The sequence below is a fragment of the Roseovarius salis genome (assembly GCF_044472985.1).
Taxonomy (GTDB): Bacteria; Pseudomonadota; Alphaproteobacteria; order Rhodobacterales; family Rhodobacteraceae; genus Roseovarius; species Roseovarius salis.
In genome coordinates this window covers 1-16,762 of sequence record NZ_JBISDG010000055.1, presented here as the reverse complement: position 1 = coordinate 16,762, position 16,762 = coordinate 1, and the positions used below count along the sequence as shown (strand labels likewise).

Below are 16,762 nucleotides of genomic sequence, written 5' to 3'. Positions count from 1 at the left end.
CGGCCATCGCGGGCGGCGCCGGCGCGCGCCCCTGCCGGGCGCCCGTATCTGCGTCTGGTGAAATCCGACTGACCGGGCGGTTCCGGCGCCGCCGCGACGGCGACATCGCCGCCTTGCGTCAGCCTGCCTGCGCCTGTTCGCGCGCCTCGCGCAGCGCCGTCAACTCCTCGGCCACGAGAAAGGCCAGTTCAAGCGATTGCGAAGCGTTGAGCCGCGGGTCGCAGGCGGTGTGGTAACGGTCCGAGAGATCCTCTTCGCTGATGGCCCGCATGCCACCGGTGCATTCCGTCACGTCCTGCCCCGTCATCTCGAAATGCACACCGCCCGGCACGGTGCCCTCGGCGCGGTGCACGGCAAAGAAGTCCTGTACCTCGCGCAGCACGGCATCGAACGGCCGCGTCTTGTAGCCCGAACCGGACTTGATCGTGTTGCCGTGCATGGGGTCGCACACCCAGACGACATTTGCGCCCTCCTCGCGCACCGTCCGGATGAGCCGTGGCAGATGCTCGCCCGCCTTGCCGGCGCCAAAGCGCGCGATCAGGGTCAGACGCCCGGCCTCGTTTTCCGGGTTGAGCTTTTCGAGAAGACGCTTGAGGTCGTCGGCCTCCATCGTCGGGCCGCATTTCAGCCCCACGGGGTTGAGCACGCCGCGCGCGTACTCCACGTGCGCCCCGTCCGGCTGGCGCGTGCGGTCGCCGATCCAGATCATGTGACCGGAGCCGGCCAGCCACTTGCCAGAGGTCGAGTCCAGCCGCGTCAGCGCCTCCTCGTATTCCAGCAACAGCGCCTCGTGGCTGGTATAGAAATCCACCGATTGCAGCGTCGGGGCGTTGTCGCTGACCACACCGGCCGCCTTCATGAAGTCCAGCGTGTCGGTGATCCGGTTGGCCATGTCGCGGTAGCGTTCGGCCTTCTCGCCCTCGGTGAATCCCAGGGTCCAGGAATGCACCTGGTGAACGTCGGCGTAGCCGCCGGTGGAGAAGGCGCGCAGCAGGTTCAGTGTCGCCGCCGCCTGGGTGTAGGCCTCGAGCATCTTTTCGGGATCGGGAGTGCGTGCGTCCGGCGTGAAGGCCAGCTCGTTGATGATGTCGCCGCGATAGCTGGGAAGTTCCACGCCATCCATGACTTCCGTCGGGGCCGAGCGCGGCTTGGCGAACTGCCCGGCCATCCGGCCCACCTTCACGACCGGCACCTTGGCGCCGTAGGTCAGCACCATCGCCATCTGCAGCATCACCTTGAAGGTGTCGCGGATCGCGTCTGCCGAGAACTGGTCGAAGGCCTCGGCGCAATCACCGCCCTGCAACAGGAATGCCTCACCGCGGGCCGCCGCGCCGAGCTGACGTTTCAGGCGCCGCGCCTCGCCCGCGAAAACCAGCGGCGGGTACTGCGACAACCGCGCCTCGACCGCCTCAAGCGCGGCGGCATCGGTGTAATCGGGCATCTGCACCCGGGGCTTGCTGCGCCAGTCGGACTTGTGCCAGTCGGTCATGATCTGTCTCCGCGCTCGAAACTCGGATCACGTCTATACAAGACGCGCGCCCGGGATGCCAGAGACGATGTCCGGCTCCGCGCCAGCGGCGTCGCGGGAGTCTGACACGCCGTATTTCGTCTGCAACCGCTTGACCAGCCGGCGATACAGGCTGCGCGCCGGCTGTCTCAGGCCGAGGCGGACCAGCACGACGCAAGGCAGTACCGTCGCCCCATAGATGCGACGCAACTCGTGGCGGCCCCGCGGATCGGCCCCGATCGCCGCGCAGATGTGTGGCGCGATGCGGTAATAGGTTTCGATTTCCTCCGCCCCGCCGGGTTGCCGTGCGAGCCAGCCATCGCGGAAGCGGCGCAGCGTGGACAGTTCGAACCCGTCATCGGGCCGGCCGAACGCGTCGCAGCAAGCGGTGGTGAGAAAGCAGCTTTCTTCCCTCTCGCAGCGCTCGGGATCGGCCGTTCGCTGCAGATCCGAAAGCAAGGAGCCGAGGTTGCCGATGAACTGCTTGTAGCCGTTGATCGACATGGGCTTTCGCATGAGTTCCACGTCGCCGGCGGCGTCGGACGAAAAGTAGCTGACAAGTTCCACCGTATCCTCGGGATGGCGCGCCAGCATCTTCATGAGTTTCTCGACATGCGCCGACTCGGGAAGAAAGCGCGTGTCTTGCGTTCTCTTCGAGGGCGGCCCGCCGGTATCGTCGGGTTCGATCTTGCGGTGAATCTTGCCGCCCATCCACCAGTTCATTTCTTTTTCGATCCCTTGGACACCGAGCCATGCCTTGCCCTCCGAGACATATTCGTCGTCGTCCTTCGTCTTGGGCGTGGCGTTGAACAATTCCGTCAGGCGCGGCGTGTCGAACATCGGGTCCGTGCCGTCGATACGAAAGTATTCGTCGCCGTCGCGCTGCCTTTGCTTGAGCAACAGCGACGTCGGTTCGTGGCGGTAGCTGATTACGAGCGACTGCTCGGGGTCCTCGCCGTCATCCACCCATACGGTGTAGCTGGCCTCGAACAGCCATTCGTTGACCCTGCGGCTGCGGGTGCATGCCGCATCGTTGTAGGCCAATGCAGGCAAAGGCGCGGCTGCCCCGGCTCCGAGAACGAGTTTCGAAAAAGTTCTGCGATCGAGGCTCATCTTTCCTCCCCCCTGTCAACCCGGCCAGCCCCCGCGAACCGCAAAGCGGCGCTGCCCCACCCCGAAAAGCTAACCGCCGCCCACGCGATAGATCAAGTCGGACGGGCTTGCCAAAATGGGCCGTTTGATGGATAGACGCAGGACTGGGGAACAACGCCGCGGAGAGTCGCCGCAATGCAGCCGGAAAAGGGAAAAGTCGAGGTCAAGGCGCCGGGCGCGCCCAAGCGCTTCGTCTTCGTCCTGCTCAGGAATTTCTCCTTGCTCAGTTTCGCCGCCGCGCTGGATTGCCTGCGCGTGGCCAACCGCATGGCCGGTCAGACGCTTTACACCTGGGTGACGACCGCCGAAACGGAAGAGATGGTCGAATGTTCCTCGGGCACCCGGTTCCAGATCGACATGCCGTTGGGCGAGCTCAGCCGTGATGACGTGGTCATCCTCTGCGGGGGCGCGGACGTTCAGGCCGCGACGAGCAAGCGTCTGCTCAACTGGCTGCGTCGCGAGGCGCGCAAGGGGCTGGTCACCGGCGGGCTGTGCACCGCCGCCTACGTGCTGGCCAGAGCCGGGCTGCTGGACGGCAAGAAGGCCACGATCCACTGGGAAAACCAGGACAGCTTCGCCGAGGAATTCGACGAGGTGGAACTGACCAAGTCGGTTTTCGTGATCGACGGCAACCGCATGTCCACCGCCGGTGGCACGTCATCGATCGACCTGATGCTCAAGGTCATCGCCAACGACCACGGCGACGAATTGGCCAACGCGGTGGCCGACCAGATGATCTATGCCTCCATCCGAACCGACCAGGACACGCAGCGGCTCAGCGTGCCCACCCGCATCGGGGTGCGCCATCCCAAGCTGAGCCAGGTCATCCAGATGATGGAGGCCAACATCGAGGAGCCGATCAGCCCCGCGATACTGGCCAAGGACGTGGGCATGTCCACCCGCCAGCTGGAACGGCTGTTCCGTCGCTACCTCAACCGCAGCCCCAAGCGTTACTACATGGAACTCAGGCTGCAAAAGGCGCGCAACCTGCTGATGCAGACCGACATGACCGTGATCAACGTGGCGCTGGCCTGCGGGTTCGCCTCGCCGTCGCATTTTTCCAAGTGCTACCGGGCGCACTACAACACCACGCCCTATCGCGAACGCGGCGCGCACGCCTCGCGGCTGTCGGTGTGAGCCCGGCCCGCGGCGCCCGGGCGCGTCGCTTTCTTGACAAGAAAGCGGCCCGAAATCTTTGCAAGGTTTCGGCGCCGCTCACGGCGTCAGGCGGTAGAGCGCCCCCTGTCCGACCGAAAGAAACCAGATCCCGCCCTCCGGCCCCTCCGCCACGGCGCGCACGCGCTGCGTTTGCGGCCCGCTGATGCGCTCGGCCTCCTGCAGCGGGTCGCCCGACAGGCGCGAGATGAGGTCGAACTTCAGCGAGCCGACAAAAATGTCGCCCTCCCATTCGGGCCACAGGGCGCCGGAATAGATCATCATGCCGGACGGCGCGATGGAGGGATCCCAGTAGAACTGGGGTTGCTCCATTCCCGCTTTGTGCGTGCCCTCGCCGATCTTGGCGCCCGAATAATGCCTGCCATAGGAAATCACCGGCCAGCCGTAATTGGCGCCCTTGAGGACACGGTTCACCTCGTCACCGCCGCGCGCGCCGTGCTCGACGACCCAGAGATTGCCCTGTGCGTCAAGCGTGGCGCCCTGCGGGTTGCGGTGGCCATACGACCAGATTTCCGGCTGTGCCACCGGATCGTCACGAAACGGGTTGTCGAGCGGCGCACGCCCGTCGCGGTCGATGCGCAGGACCGACCCGCCGGCACGCGCAAGATCCTGCGCGGAGGGACGGTCGCCACGCTCGCCCACGGTGACGAAGAGCGTGCCGTCCGGCGCCTCGACAAGGCGCGAGCCGAAATGCCGCCCGCCGGTGGTGCCGGTCTCCATCTCCCAGATCACCGTCCAGTCCGCCAGCCGGGCGCCGTCCGCGGTCAGCCGCGCGCGCGCCACGGCCGTGCCCGCGCCGCCGGGCTGCGGCTTGGCGAAGGTGAAGAACAACGTGCGGGTCTTCGCGAAATCCCGCGGCACCAGAACGTCGAGCAATCCGCCCTGCCCGCGCGCCCAGATCTCGCCAACGCCCGCAACGGCGCGGCGCTTGCCATCCGATAGCCGCCACAGCCGCCCGCCGCGCTCCGTTACAAGAATGTCGCCGTCGGGAAGGAAACCCATCGCCCAGGGCTGGTCCAGCCCGTCGGCGACCCGGGTGGCGGTCAACGCGCCCGCGCTGCTGTCGAGCGCGGCCGCCATGCCGGACATCAGCCAGCACGACACGATGGCGGACAGGACAGGTCTGATGGTCATTTACGGCGTCTCCCTGCGTGGTTTCGCGCGGTCATGCCCCTACGTGGGGACGCCGAGGCGTCGGGTCAAACCGCGGGCGGCGTTATGCCTTGCTTTTCATACTCAGTGAAATACGCTCCGCACCGGAATACGCATACACAGGGAGAGACACAGATGAGAAAGCTTCTGGTATCCACCACCGCACTGGCGCTGGCGGCGGGCACGGCCGCGGCAGACGATCACGCCGTCAAGATCGGTATCGTGCTGGGCTTCACCGGCCCCATCGAGTCACTGACGCCGCACATGGCCGCGGCCGCCGAGATGGCCATGGAGGAAGTGTCCGAAAGCGGCAACCTGCTGGACGGCAAAATGGTGGAACCAGTCCGTGCGGACTCTACCTGCATCGATTCAGGGGCCGCAACCACCGCGGCCGAGCGGCTCGTCACGTCGGAGGGCGTCAAGGGCATCATGGGCGCGGACTGTTCGGGCGTGACCGGCGCGGTGCTCAGCAACGTGGCGGTGCCCAACGGTGTGGTCATGATCTCGCCGTCGGCGACCTCGCCCGCGCTCTCGACCGCCGAGGATGACGGGCTGTTCTTCCGCACGGCCCCGTCGGACGCGCGGCAGGGCGAGGTGATGGCCAAGATCCTGATGGAGCGCGGGATCGAGGAAGTGGCCGTTACCTACACCAACAACGACTACGGCAAGGGTCTGGCAGACAGCTTCGCATCGGCCTACGAGGAGATGGGCGGCACCGTGACGATCAACGCCGCCCACGAGGACGGCAAGGCCGACTACTCTGCAGAGGTGGGCGCGCTGGCCTCCGCCGGCGGCGACAGGTTGGTTGTCGCGGGCTATGTCGACCAGGGCGGCAGCGGCGTCGTGCGCGCGGCGCTGGATACCGGTGCCTTCGACACGTTCCATTTCCCCGACGGCATGATCGGCACCGCGCTGGAGGAAAATTTCGGCTCCGCGATCGACGGCTCGACCGGCCAGCACCCCGGCACCGACAGCCCCGGAAAGGCGAAGTTCCAGGAAATGGTCGGCGACAGCTTCGAGGCGACCTCGCCCTTCGCGCCTGAAAGCTATGATGCGGCGGCGCTGATGATGCTTGCGATGCAGGCCGCCGGATCGCCCGAGTCGGCCGACTACAAGGGGCACGTGATGGACGTGGCCAACGCCCCGGGCGAGAAGATCTTTCCCGGCGAGCTGGGCAAGGCGCTCGAGATCATTGCCGATGGCGGCGACATCGACTACGTCGGCGCAACCGCGGTCGAGCTGATCGGCCCGGGCGAATCGGCCGGCAACTACCGCGAGATCATTTTCGAGGACGGCGAGATCACCACGGTTCAGTACCGCTGATCCCCGCCGCATGCACGGACTGGCCGGCCCCGGATCATGACGGGGCCGGTCCAATATCAAGAACCGGGGCAACGCCCCGCGGGGGACAGCGATGATCGTCGTGGAGGACGTTCACAAGCATTTCGGGGGTTTCCACGCCGTCGATGGCGCCAGCCTTGAGGTGCGCGCGGGCACCATAACCGGGCTGATCGGGCCAAACGGTGCCGGAAAGACAACCCTTTTCAACGTGATAGCAGGCGTTCTTAAACCGACCTCGGGCCGGGTGACCATGGCCGGGGAGGACATCACCGGCCTGCCGCCGCACACGCTGTTCCACAAGGGGCTTCTGCGCACATTCCAGATCGCGCACGAATTCGCATCGATGACCTGCCGGGAAAACCTGATGATGGTGCCCGGCAGCCAGTCGGGCGAGCGGCTGTGGAACACGTGGTTCGGCCGCCGCCGCATCGCCGAGGAAGAACGCGCCCTGCGTGCGAAGGCCGACGAAGTGCTCGAGTTTCTCACCATCTCGCACCTTGCCGAGCAAAAGGCGGGCGAGGTGTCGGGAGGACAGAAGAAGCTGCTGGAACTCGGGCGCACCATGATGACCGACGCGCGGATCGTCTTTCTCGACGAGGTCGGCGCCGGGGTGAACCGTACGCTGCTGAACACGATCGCTGAGGCCATCCTGCAACTCAACCGCGAGCGCGGTTACACCTTCGTGGTGATCGAGCATGACATGGATTTCATCGGCCGCATCTGCGACCCGGTTATCTGCATGGCCGAGGGAAAGGTGCTGGCCGAGGGCACGCTGGACGAGATCAAGGCCAACGAGCAGGTCATCGAGGCGTATCTGGGCACCGGGCTCAAGAACAAGGAGGCCCTTGGCACATGACCGGCAATCCCTACCGCGATGACAGGGGCAACAAGGACCGGACGATCACCAACCCTGCCGGGGCGGGAGAATTGCCCTTGCGCGACGGCCGGGAGGCCGAGCCCGCGCCGGGCGGCGCGTTCCTGACCGGCGAACACATGACCGGCGGGTACGGCAAGTCCGGGCCGGACATCCTGCACGATTGTACCATCGCGGTGGACCGCGGCGAGATCGCGGTGATCGTCGGCCCCAACGGCGCCGGCAAGTCGACGGCAATGAAGGCGCTGTTCGGAATGCTTCACCTGCGCGAGGGCCGCGTGCGGCTCGACGGCGTGGACATCACCGGGCTCAGCCCGCAGGCCCGGGTGCCGCAGGGCATGGGCTTCGTGCCGCAAAACAACAACATATTCACCACGATGACGGTCGAGGAAAACCTCGAGATGGGGGCATTCATCCGCACCGATGACATTTCCGGCACGATGGAGCAGGTCTATGACCTGTTCCCGATCCTGCGGGAAAAACGACGCCAGCCCGCAGGTGAACTCTCTGGCGGGCAGCGCCAGCAGGTGGCGGTCGGTCGGGCCCTGATGACCGAACCCAAGGTTCTGATGCTTGACGAACCGACGGCGGGCGTCAGCCCCATCGTGATGGACGAACTTTTCGACCGGATCATCGAGGTCAGCCGCACCGGGATCCCGATACTGATGGTCGAGCAGAATGCCCGGCAGGCGCTGGAGATCGCCGACAAGGGGTATGTCATGGTTCAGGGGCGCAACGCGCACACCGGCACGGGCAAGGAATTGCTGGCCGACGCGGAGGTGCGCCAGAGTTTTCTGGGGGGATGATGGAGATGCGAGGGTTCCTTCACACCGCCGCGGCAGCGGCTCTTCTGGCCGGGTGCGGCGGGGCAGAGCCGCCCCGCCCCCCAACGGGCGCTGACCACGATGCCATGCTTGCCGCGCTGGATCAAAGCTATATCTGGACCTGCACCCTCACCGGCGACGGGACCGCCGCGCCGTGGCGCTTCGCGCTCCAGCGGCAGCAGGGACGACGCCGAAACGTGTTGCTGCTCGAGGCGGGGCGGCCGCCGTCCCGCCCGCTTGAGGTGAAGAGCGAGGGCGCGGCGCGGATCTACACCCTCCGCGACGAGACGGAGATCATCGTTGCCTCCGACGGCGAGGTGTTTGCCAGCGGTCCCGGCGGATCGCGCGGCAAGACCTACAGGACGGGACGCTGTGAAAAGGGGGGACAGCCGGCATGAATGCCGTCACCGTGGATGAAGCCGCGGGAGCGCCCCCGGTTCCCGACACGTCGGCGCCGGCCAGCGGGCGTGTTGCGCGGCCAAGGGGAGGACGTGCATGACAGACCTTCTCAACGCCGTCGTGGCCCTGTCCAACTTCGTGCTCGTGCCCGCTATCGCCTATGGGAGCCAGTTGGCGCTTGGCGCGCTCGGAGTGACGCTGGTTTACGGCATCCTGAGGTTTTCCAACTTCGCCCACGGCGATACGATGGCCTTCGGCACGATGGTGACGATCCTCGTCACGTGGTGGTTGCAGGCGGCAGGCATCGGGCTGGGACCGTTACCGACCGCGTTGCTGGCGCTACCGGTGGGCATCCTTTTCTGCATGGGGTTGCTGCTGTTCACGGACAAGGCGGTGTTCCGGTTCTACCGGCGGCAAAGGGCCAAGCCCGTGATCCTCGTCATCGTATCCATCGGGGTGATGTTCGTGCTCAACGGCCTCGTGCGCTTCATCATCGGACCCGGGGAACAGCGTTTCGCCGACGGGGAGCGTTTCATCATCACCGCGCGCGAGTTCAAGCAGATGACGGGCCTCGACGAGGGGCTGGCGCTCAAGACCACGCAGGGGTTGACCGTCGTCACGGCGGTGATCGTTGTGGCGCTGCTGTTCTGGTTTCTCAACCGCACCCGCACGGGCAAGTCCATGCGGGCCTTTTCCGACAACGAGGATCTCGCGTTGCTGTCGGGCATCAACCCGGACCGGGTGGTGATGGTCACGTGGCTGCTCGTTGCGGCGCTGGCCACCGTCGCGGGGGTTCTTTACGGCCTAGACAAGAGCTTCAAGCCGTTCACCTACTTCCAGCTTTTGCTGCCCATATTCGCCTCGGCGATCGTGGGCGGGCTGGGCAGCCCGCTGGGCGCCATCGCCGGGGGCTTCGTCATCGCCTTTTCCGAGGTGATGATCACCTATGCGTGGAAAAAGGTTCTGGGCTACCTGTTGCCTGAGGCGCTCGAGCCTTCGGGGCTCGTGCAACTGCTGTCCACCGACTACAAGTTCGCCGTCAGCTTCGTCATCCTTCTGATCGTCCTGATATTCCGGCCCACGGGCCTCTTCCGGGGGAAAGCGGTATGAGCGAGATCACCAGGAACGTCTCCCTTTTCGCGCTGGTCGCGACACTGATCCTGCTGACGGGATTCGTGCAGAGCTGGTCAACGGCGCTGCTCATCCTCAACATGGGGCTTGTGTCGGCCATCATGTCGATGGGCGTGAACCTGCAATGGGGGTTCGCGGGTCTTTTCAACGTGGGCGTGATGGGGTTCGTCGCGCTTGGCGGTCTGGCCGCCGTGCTGGTGTCGATGCCACCCACCGTGGACGCGTGGGCCGCCGGTGGCGCCCGGGTCATGGTCGGGCTGGCCACCGGCGCGGGCGTCATCGTGGCCGCAACGCTGGTGCTGCGCCGCATGGCGCCGTCGCGCCTGCGCACGATCACGGTCGTGGCGGTGCTTGTCGGCGGCTTCTTTCTGTACCGCTGGGTGTTCGACCCCGGCGTCGAGGCGGTCGAGGACGTCAACCCCGCGGGCACCGGGTATCTGGGCGGTCTTGGCCTGCCGATCCTGCTATCATGGCCGGTGGGCGGATTGCTGGCGGCCGGTGCCGCATGGATCATCGGCAAGGCCGCGCTCGGCCTGCGTTCCGACTACCTCGCCATTGCCACGCTCGGCATCGCGGAAATCATTCTCGCCGTTCTCAAGAACGAGGATTGGCTGTCGCGCGGCGTCAAGAACGTTTCGGGACTGCCGCGGCCCGTGCCCTACGAGCGCGACCTGCAGAACGACCCCGGCTTCGTCGAGACGGCCGCGGGTCTCGGCCTTGACCCGGTCACGGCCTCTTCGCTGTATATCAAGCTCAGCTACGCCGCGCTTTTTGCCGTCGCGCTCGTTATCATTCTCGTGCTGGCGCAGCTGGCGCTCAACAGCCCGTGGGGCCGGATGATGCGTGCGATCCGTGACAACGAAACGGCGTCCGAGGCGATGGGCAAGGATGTCACCCGGCGCCACCTGCAGGTATTCATCCTTGGCTCGGCATGTTGCGGTATCGCCGGGGCGATGATGACGACGCTCGACGGCCAGCTCATCCCCACCGCCTACCAGCCGCTGCGCTTCACCTTCCTGATCTGGGTGATGGTGATCGTGGGCGGGTCGGGCAACAATTTCGGCGCCGTGCTCGGGGGCTTTCTGATCTGGTTCTGCTGGGTGCAGGTCGAACCGGTCGGCCACTGGCTGATGAGCGTGGTGACCGCGCCGATGGCCGAGGGCAGCGCGCTCAAGGCGCACCTGCTGGACAGCGCGGCACACATGCGGCTGCTGACCATGGGGCTGATCCTGATCCTCGTCCTGCGCTTCAGCCCGCGTGGACTGATCCCCGAGAAATAGACGCGCAACCGAATCGGGCGTTCGGCCCCATACCGCGTGTTTCCGTGTCATGGCCAATCCGGCCAGGCGAGCTGATTGACGGCCTGTGCGGGACAATACCGCCATGGTTGAACGAAATGCACGGCAATCCCGGACAGGGTCACAATATCGCCGCAATCCCACCGAACCCTTGTCCGCGCCGGGACGGCCATGGCCGGCCCGTGCCTGTAAACGCCGGAGCGTTCCGACCATGACCAAGCTGATCTGCCTTTTCACCCGAGACGCGTCCGGCGCTGCCAGCGTCGACTGGGTCACGCTGACGGCGGCGGTCGTGGTACTCGGGGTCTCAAGTGTCAGCGCGGCCCAGATGGGCGTGATCGATCTCGGCAGCCGGGTAATGGACGGGGTCACTGTCCACGACAGCGGCGCCGACTGACGGCATGACGAATGGCACCGGCGCGCGTGCCACTGTCGCTTGACAAACACCGCCCTTCGGGATCATTAGATTTGTGCTGGTTCCTGTCCAGACAGGCGAAGAGGGAATGTGCCAGCCCGGCCTCCCGGGTCAAGCACAGCCGCCCCCGCGACCGTGACCGGAGAGGCCGTCCGCAGCGCCACTGGCCCAACGGGTCGGGAAGGCCGGGCGACCGTTGGCCGCCACCCAAGGCGGCCGGGATCCGCAAGCCGGGAGACCTGCCAGCGACATGACGACTCGCCGGACGGGGTGTGCCGGGGTCGGGATGTTGGCCCGCCCAAGGGGGCCCTGCCCGGTTTGCCGCCCCGTCCCTGACACAGCATACGCACCGGAGGCTGACCGATGCCCGACCTCGCCAAACTGCCCGTCACCGTGATCACCGGTTTTCTCGGCTCCGGCAAGACGACCCTGATCCGCAACCTCATGGAAAACCCCGGCGGCCGACGGCTGGCCGTGGTGGTCAACGAGTTCGGCGACGTGGGCGTCGACGGCGAGATCCTCAAGGGGTGCGCCATCCCCGACTGTCCGGCCGAGAACATCATGGAACTGGCCAATGGCTGCATCTGCTGCACCGTGGCCGATGACTTCATTCCCACGATCGAGTCGCTGATGGCGCTGGACCCGCGCCCGGACCACATCCTGATCGAAACCTCTGGCCTGGCGTTGCCGAAACCGCTGCTCAAGGCGTTCGACTGGCCCGACATCCGTTCGCGCATCACCGTGGACGGGGTGATCGCGCTGGCCGACGCCGAGGCCGTGGCCGCGGGCCGCTTCGCACCCGACGTGGCCGCGGTGGACGCGCAGCGCGCCGCCGATGACAGCCTCGACCACGAAACGCCCCTCTCGGAGGTTTTCGAGGACCAGATCGCCTGTGCCGACATCGTGCTGCTGACCAAGCCCGACCTTGCCGGACCAGAAGGCGTGGCCAAGGCCAAGCAGGCCGTGGCCGCCCAGGCCCCGCGCCCCCTGCCCGTGGTCGAGGTCGCCGAGGGCGTCATCGACCCGCGCGTGATCCTCGGGCTGGAGGCCGCCGCCGAGGACGACATGGCCGCCCGCCCCTCGCACCATGACGAACCCCATGACCACGATCACGAGGATTTCGACTCCATCGTCGTGGATTTGCCCGAGCTGGCCGACCCCGCCGATCTGGTCGGCGCGATCGAGCGGCTGGCGCGCGACCACAACATCCTGCGGGTGAAGGGCCACGCCTCGGTCGCGGGGCGGCCCATGCGCCTGCTGGTGCAGGCGGTCGGCCCGCGCGTACGCCACCAGTACGACCGCCCCTGGAAGCCCGGTGAGCCGCGGCAGGGGCGCCTCGTGGTCATTGCCGAACATGACGACATCCGGCCGGAGACGATCCACGCGGCCTTTGGCGCGCTGGCCGGCCAGCCCGCAGAGTAACACCGCGCCGGGGCCACGCCCCGCCATCCGCACGGACCGCCCGCCATGCACGTCATCTTTCGCGAAAGCCACGGGCTCGACGAGACGGAGACCCCCGTAGACCTCGGACAGGACCCTGCGGATCTCGTCGTGCTGTCGTTCTCGGACAGCGATCTCGGTGCGTTCGCCGACGCGTGGCATCGCGGCGGCGGGGTGCAGGGGCGGCTGCCCGGCCTTCGGCTGGCCAACCTCGCGGCGCTCAAGCACCCCTTGTCCGTGGACACATACGTCGAGCAGACGCTTGCGGGTGCCCGCGGCATCCTGATCCGGCTGATCGGCGGCGTGCCCTACTGGGCTTACGGGCTGGAACAGGTCCGCGCGCTGTCCGAGGCGCGGGGCATTGCCCTCGCCGTGCTGCCCGCGGACGGCCGGGACGACCCCCAGCTCGACGCGTATTCCACGGTGCCGCGGTCGACCCTGCGGCGGCTGCAGCACCTGTGCGATACAGGTGGCGTGGTGGCCGCGCAGTCAGCATTGTCGCAGATGGCGCTGGCCGCGGGGCTCTATGCCGGGCCGGTGCGCGGGGCCAAGGCGTTGCCACCGGTGGGCGCATGGACGCCGGAAGACGGGGTGTGCTGCCCGGCCGTGGCGGTCATGTCCGGCGGCAGAGGGGGGCTGTCTGCCCCCCGCTCGGCTGCGCCGAGCCCCCCCGAGGATATTTCAGGCCAGAAGACACCCCGGGTTCTGGTGGTCTTCTACCGCTCCTACCTCGTCTCGGCGGATCTCGGGCCCGTCGAGGCGCTGATGGGGGCCTTGCGTGACAAGGGATATGACACCGCGGCGCTGTTTGCGCCCTCGCTCAAGGCGCCGGACGCGGCGGGCTGGCTGCGCCGGCAGGTGGCCGCGCACGCGCCCGCGGCGATCGTCAACGCCACCGCCTTCTCGGGCAAGGGCGACGCGGGCACATCGCCGCTGGACGCGGCGGAGGTGCCGGTTTTCCAGGTGGCGCTGTCCACGGCCGGGCGGGACGCCTGGGCCGAGGCCGAGCGCGGCCTGTCGCCCGCAGATCTGGCGATGCACGTGGTGCTGCCGGAGGTGGACGGGCGGATCATGGCCGGGGTCGTGTCGTTCAAGGACCGGCAGGCGCCCGACCCGCACCTGCAGTTCGCCCGCACGGCGCATCGCCCCGAGGCCGACCGCGTCGCGGCCGCGGCGGCACGGATCGATGGCTGGCTGCGGCTTGCCGGCACGCCGGCGGCAGCGCGGCGCGTGGCGCTGGTGATGTCCACCTATCCCGGCAAGGACTGGAACATGGGGCACGCGGTGGGGCTCGATGCGCCGGCCTCGGCCCGGGCCATCCTCGATGACCTGCGGCAGGCCGGGTACAGGGTGGACGACGCCCCGGCGGCGCTGGAACAGGCGCTGCTCGCGCGGGAGACGACATGGGACGTGGCCGCCTACAAGGCGGCGCTGGAATCGCTCCCGCGGGCGCTGCGCGATGCGTTGACCCGCACATGGGGCCGGCCGGAGGATGACCCCGACTGTATCGACGGCGCGTTCCGTTTCGCCGCGCTGGCACTGGGCAACGCGATCGTGGCCCTGCAGCCCGAGCGCGGCATGGCACAGACGCGCGAGGACGACTATCACGACCTGTCGCGCACGCCCCGGCACGCCTATGTGGCCTTCTATCTCTGGCTCGGGGGGCGGGTGGACGCGCTGGTGCATGTCGGGGCGCACGGCACGCTGGAATGGCTGCCGGGCAAGTCGGTGGCCCTGTCAGGGACGTGCTGGCCCGAGGTGCTGACCGGCAGCCTGCCGGTCATCTATCCCTTCATCGTCAATGACCCCGGCGAGGCCGCGCAGGCCAAGCGCCGGATCGGGGCGGTCACGCTCGGCCATATTCCGCCGCCGATGCGCCGCAGCGGCACGCCGGACCGGCTGGCGCGGCTGGAGGCGCTGCTCGACGAGTTCTCCAACGCCGACGGGCTCGATCCGCGCCGCCGCGACCGGCTTCAATCAGACATCCGCACGGAGGCGCAATCGCTCGGGGTGGAGGATGACCTGGGCCTCGACCGCGCCGCCTGCAGCGCCGAGGCGATCACCCGGATCGACCGCTTCGTCTGCGACGTCAAGGAGAGCCAGTTCGGCGAGGGGCTGCATGTCTGGGCGCGCGCCCGGGCAGACATGGTGGATGCGGCGCCCTTCGCCACCGGCGATTCCCTGCGGGGCGAGCGGACGTCGCTGCTGGACGCGCTCGACGGGCGGCGCATCGCCGCCGGCCCCTCGGGTTCGCCCTATCGCGGGCGAACGGACGTGCTGCCGACGGGGCGCAACCTCTTCACCACCGACCCGCGCGCCGTGCCCACCCGAGCCGCCCACGCGCAGGGCACGCGGCTGGCCGAGGACCTTGTACGCCGCCACCTGCAGGATCATGGCGACTGGCCCCGCAATCTGGTGGTCGATCTGTGGGGATCGGCGACCATGCGAACCGCCGGCGAGGAATTCGCCATGGCGTTGCACCTGCTGGGGGTGCGGCCGGTCTGGGACGCGGGCAGCGAGCGGGTCTCGGGTGTCGAGGTGCTGCCCATTGCCGAACTCGACCGCCCGCGCATCGACGTGACGCTGCGGGTCTCCGGCCTGTTTCGCGACGTGTTCCCCACGCTCTCGGCGCTGTTCGCGCAGGCGGTGCGCACGCTTGCCGCGCGCGACGAGGCACCCGACTGGAACCCCTATGCCGGCCGCGAAGAGGCGGCGCGCGTCTACGGACCGGCGCCCGGCAGCTACGGGCTGGGCATGGCCGGGGCGACCGACCAGTATGACGCCGAGGGCCGGCAAGCGGCGGGCGAGGCGTGGCTGAAGGCCTCGGCCTGGGCGCTTGACGGGGACAGCGCGACGCACGACGCGGACGGTCTGCGTGACCGGGTGGCGGCGGCGGACAGTTTCGTTCACCTGCAGGATTTGCCCGAGACCGACCTGCTGCTGGCCGCCGACTATGCCACGCACGAGGCCGGGTTCGCCGCCGCGCAGGCCGCGGCCGGGGGTGGCGGCGCCGCGCTTTACCACCTCGACAACACCGACCCTGGCCGCCCGCGCACACGGGCGCTGACCGAGGAGATCGCGCGCGTTGTGCAGGCGCGGGCGGCCAATCCGGCGTGGATCGCGGGCATGCGCGCGCACGGCTTCCGCGGCGCGGCCGAAATCGCGGCGACGCTGGACCACATGGCCGCCTTCGCCCACCTCGCGGACGCCGTGCCGCCGCACCTTTTCGACCTCTACCACGATGCCACGCTGGGAGATGCGGACACGGACCGTTTCCTCATGCAGGCCAACCCCTCGGCCCACCAGGCCATGCGCGACCGCTTCGCTGCGCTGCACAGCGCGGGGCTGTGGCAGACGCGGCGCAACTCCATCCGTGCCGGGCTGGGGGACGGAATGCCCGCCGAGGCAGGCACATGAGTGCGCCGGAGGTGAAAGGGCGCTGCCCCGGCGCGCTGCGTCCGATGATGTCGGGCGACGGGCTGGTCGTGCGTGTGAGGCCCCGGCTGGCGCGGCTGACAGCGGCGCAGGCGTTCGGGCTCGCCGAGCTGGCGGACCGCTTCGGCAGCGGGCTGATCGACCTGACGAACCGGGCCAATCTGCAGATACGCGGCGTTGCCGAGGACGACCACCGCACGTTGCTGAGCGGACTCGACGGGTTGGGCCTGCTCGACGCAGATCCGGTCATGGAAAGCCGCCGCAACATGACCGTCACGCCGTTCTGGGTGGCGGGCGACCTGACGACGCGCCTTGCCGGAGCGGTGACCGCGACGCTACCGGCGCTGCCGGAGATGCCGGCCAAGGTGGGGGTCGCCATCGACACCGGGCCGCGCCCGCTCTTGCGCGGGGCCTCGGCGGATTTCCGGTTCGAGCGGGGCGCAGACGGGCTCATCCTGCGGGCCGACGGCGCGCCGCGGGGCCGCGCCGTGACGGAATCCTCCGCACCGGAAGCCCTGGCAGAGCTGGCCGGGTGGTTCGCGCGGCACCGGACCGGCGCCCGGCGCCGGATGGCGGCAGTGGTCGAGGCGACCACGAAGCCGGTGGACAGCCCAAGCG

At 68.0% G+C, this 16,762-nt stretch carries 13 protein-coding genes, 1 pseudogene and 1 riboswitch; of the genes and pseudogenes, 11 read left to right on the top strand and 3 right to left on the bottom strand.

Going from position 1 to position 16,762, the window contains the following annotated elements; genetic code table 11:
* Positions 1–118: 118 nt before the first annotated feature.
* Both ACH13J_RS16710 and ACH13J_RS16705 read right to left on the bottom strand, forming a co-directional pair.
* The gene (locus ACH13J_RS16710) at positions 119–1,489 is read right to left on the bottom strand and encodes a class II 3-deoxy-7-phosphoheptulonate synthase (RefSeq protein WP_397544485.1); all 1,371 of its coding nucleotides are present in this window, start codon (positions 1,487–1,489) and stop codon (positions 119–121) included.
* Positions 1,490–1,522: 33 nt separating this feature from the next.
* Positions 1,523–2,620 carry a CFI-box-CTERM domain-containing protein gene (locus ACH13J_RS16705; RefSeq protein ID WP_397544484.1) on the bottom strand — a complete coding sequence of 366 codons (1,098 nt, stop codon included), beginning with the start codon at positions 2,618–2,620 and terminating at the stop codon, positions 1,523–1,525.
* Positions 2,621–2,794: 174 nt separating this feature from the next.
* Between ACH13J_RS16705 and ACH13J_RS16700 the strand changes: the two genes are divergently transcribed.
* On the top strand, positions 2,795–3,796 hold the full coding sequence (locus tag ACH13J_RS16700; RefSeq protein WP_397544483.1) for a helix-turn-helix domain-containing protein: 1,002 nt from the start codon (positions 2,795–2,797) through the stop codon (positions 3,794–3,796).
* A 78-nt stretch (positions 3,797–3,874) separates the two neighbouring features.
* Here ACH13J_RS16700 and ACH13J_RS16695 read toward each other — a convergent pair whose 3' ends face one another.
* Complete coding sequence (locus tag ACH13J_RS16695) at positions 3,875–4,969, bottom strand: PQQ-dependent sugar dehydrogenase (RefSeq protein WP_397544482.1); 1,095 nt, start codon at positions 4,967–4,969, stop codon at positions 3,875–3,877.
* Between the two features lie 153 nt (positions 4,970–5,122).
* Between ACH13J_RS16695 and ACH13J_RS16690 the strand changes: the two genes are divergently transcribed.
* The 10 genes and pseudogenes from ACH13J_RS16690 to ACH13J_RS16645 all read left to right on the top strand — a co-directional run.
* Positions 5,123–6,310 (top strand): ABC transporter substrate-binding protein, encoded by a 1,188-nt coding sequence (locus tag ACH13J_RS16690; protein ID WP_397544481.1) that lies wholly within the window; start codon positions 5,123–5,125, stop codon positions 6,308–6,310.
* 91 nt (positions 6,311–6,401) lie between these two features.
* Positions 6,402–7,184 (top strand): ATP-binding cassette domain-containing protein, encoded by a 783-nt coding sequence (locus ACH13J_RS16685; protein WP_397544480.1) that lies wholly within the window; start codon positions 6,402–6,404, stop codon positions 7,182–7,184.
* Positions 7,181–8,008 (top strand): ATP-binding cassette domain-containing protein, encoded by an 828-nt coding sequence (locus ACH13J_RS16680; protein ID WP_397544479.1) that lies wholly within the window; start codon positions 7,181–7,183, stop codon positions 8,006–8,008. Before ACH13J_RS16685 ends, ACH13J_RS16680 begins: the two co-directional genes overlap by 4 nt.
* A gap of 5 nt (positions 8,009–8,013) precedes the next feature.
* Entirely contained in the window at positions 8,014–8,424 is a 411-nt protein-coding gene (locus ACH13J_RS16675) for a hypothetical protein (protein ID WP_397544478.1), read from the top strand.
* 97 nt (positions 8,425–8,521) lie between these two features.
* Positions 8,522–9,535, top strand: coding sequence for an ABC transporter permease subunit (locus ACH13J_RS16670; protein WP_397544477.1), 1,014 nt, complete (start codon positions 8,522–8,524; stop codon positions 9,533–9,535).
* Positions 9,532–10,836 carry an ABC transporter permease subunit gene (locus ACH13J_RS16665; protein ID WP_397544476.1) on the top strand — a complete coding sequence of 435 codons (1,305 nt, stop codon included), beginning with the start codon at positions 9,532–9,534 and terminating at the stop codon, positions 10,834–10,836. The genes ACH13J_RS16670 and ACH13J_RS16665 overlap by 4 nt, the downstream gene beginning before the upstream one ends.
* 229 nt (positions 10,837–11,065) lie before the next feature.
* The gene (locus ACH13J_RS16660; RefSeq protein ID WP_397544475.1) at positions 11,066–11,251 is read left to right on the top strand and encodes a hypothetical protein; all 186 of its coding nucleotides are present in this window, start codon (positions 11,066–11,068) and stop codon (positions 11,249–11,251) included.
* 60 nt (positions 11,252–11,311) lie between these two features.
* Positions 11,312–11,530, top strand: a riboswitch (cobalamin riboswitch).
* Positions 11,531–11,632: 102 nt separating this feature from the next.
* Positions 11,633–12,691, top strand: coding sequence for a cobalamin biosynthesis protein CobW (cobW, locus tag ACH13J_RS16655; protein ID WP_397544474.1), 1,059 nt, complete (start codon positions 11,633–11,635; stop codon positions 12,689–12,691).
* A 45-nt stretch (positions 12,692–12,736) separates the two neighbouring features.
* Positions 12,737–16,126, top strand: a complete 3,390-nt coding sequence (gene cobN, locus ACH13J_RS16650; RefSeq protein ID WP_397544473.1) for a cobaltochelatase subunit CobN — start codon at positions 12,737–12,739, stop codon at positions 16,124–16,126.
* Positions 16,123–16,762, top strand: a pseudogene (locus tag ACH13J_RS16645) (cobalamin biosynthesis protein CobG); the annotation flags it as partial. The gene cobN and the pseudogene ACH13J_RS16645, both read left to right, overlap by 4 nt.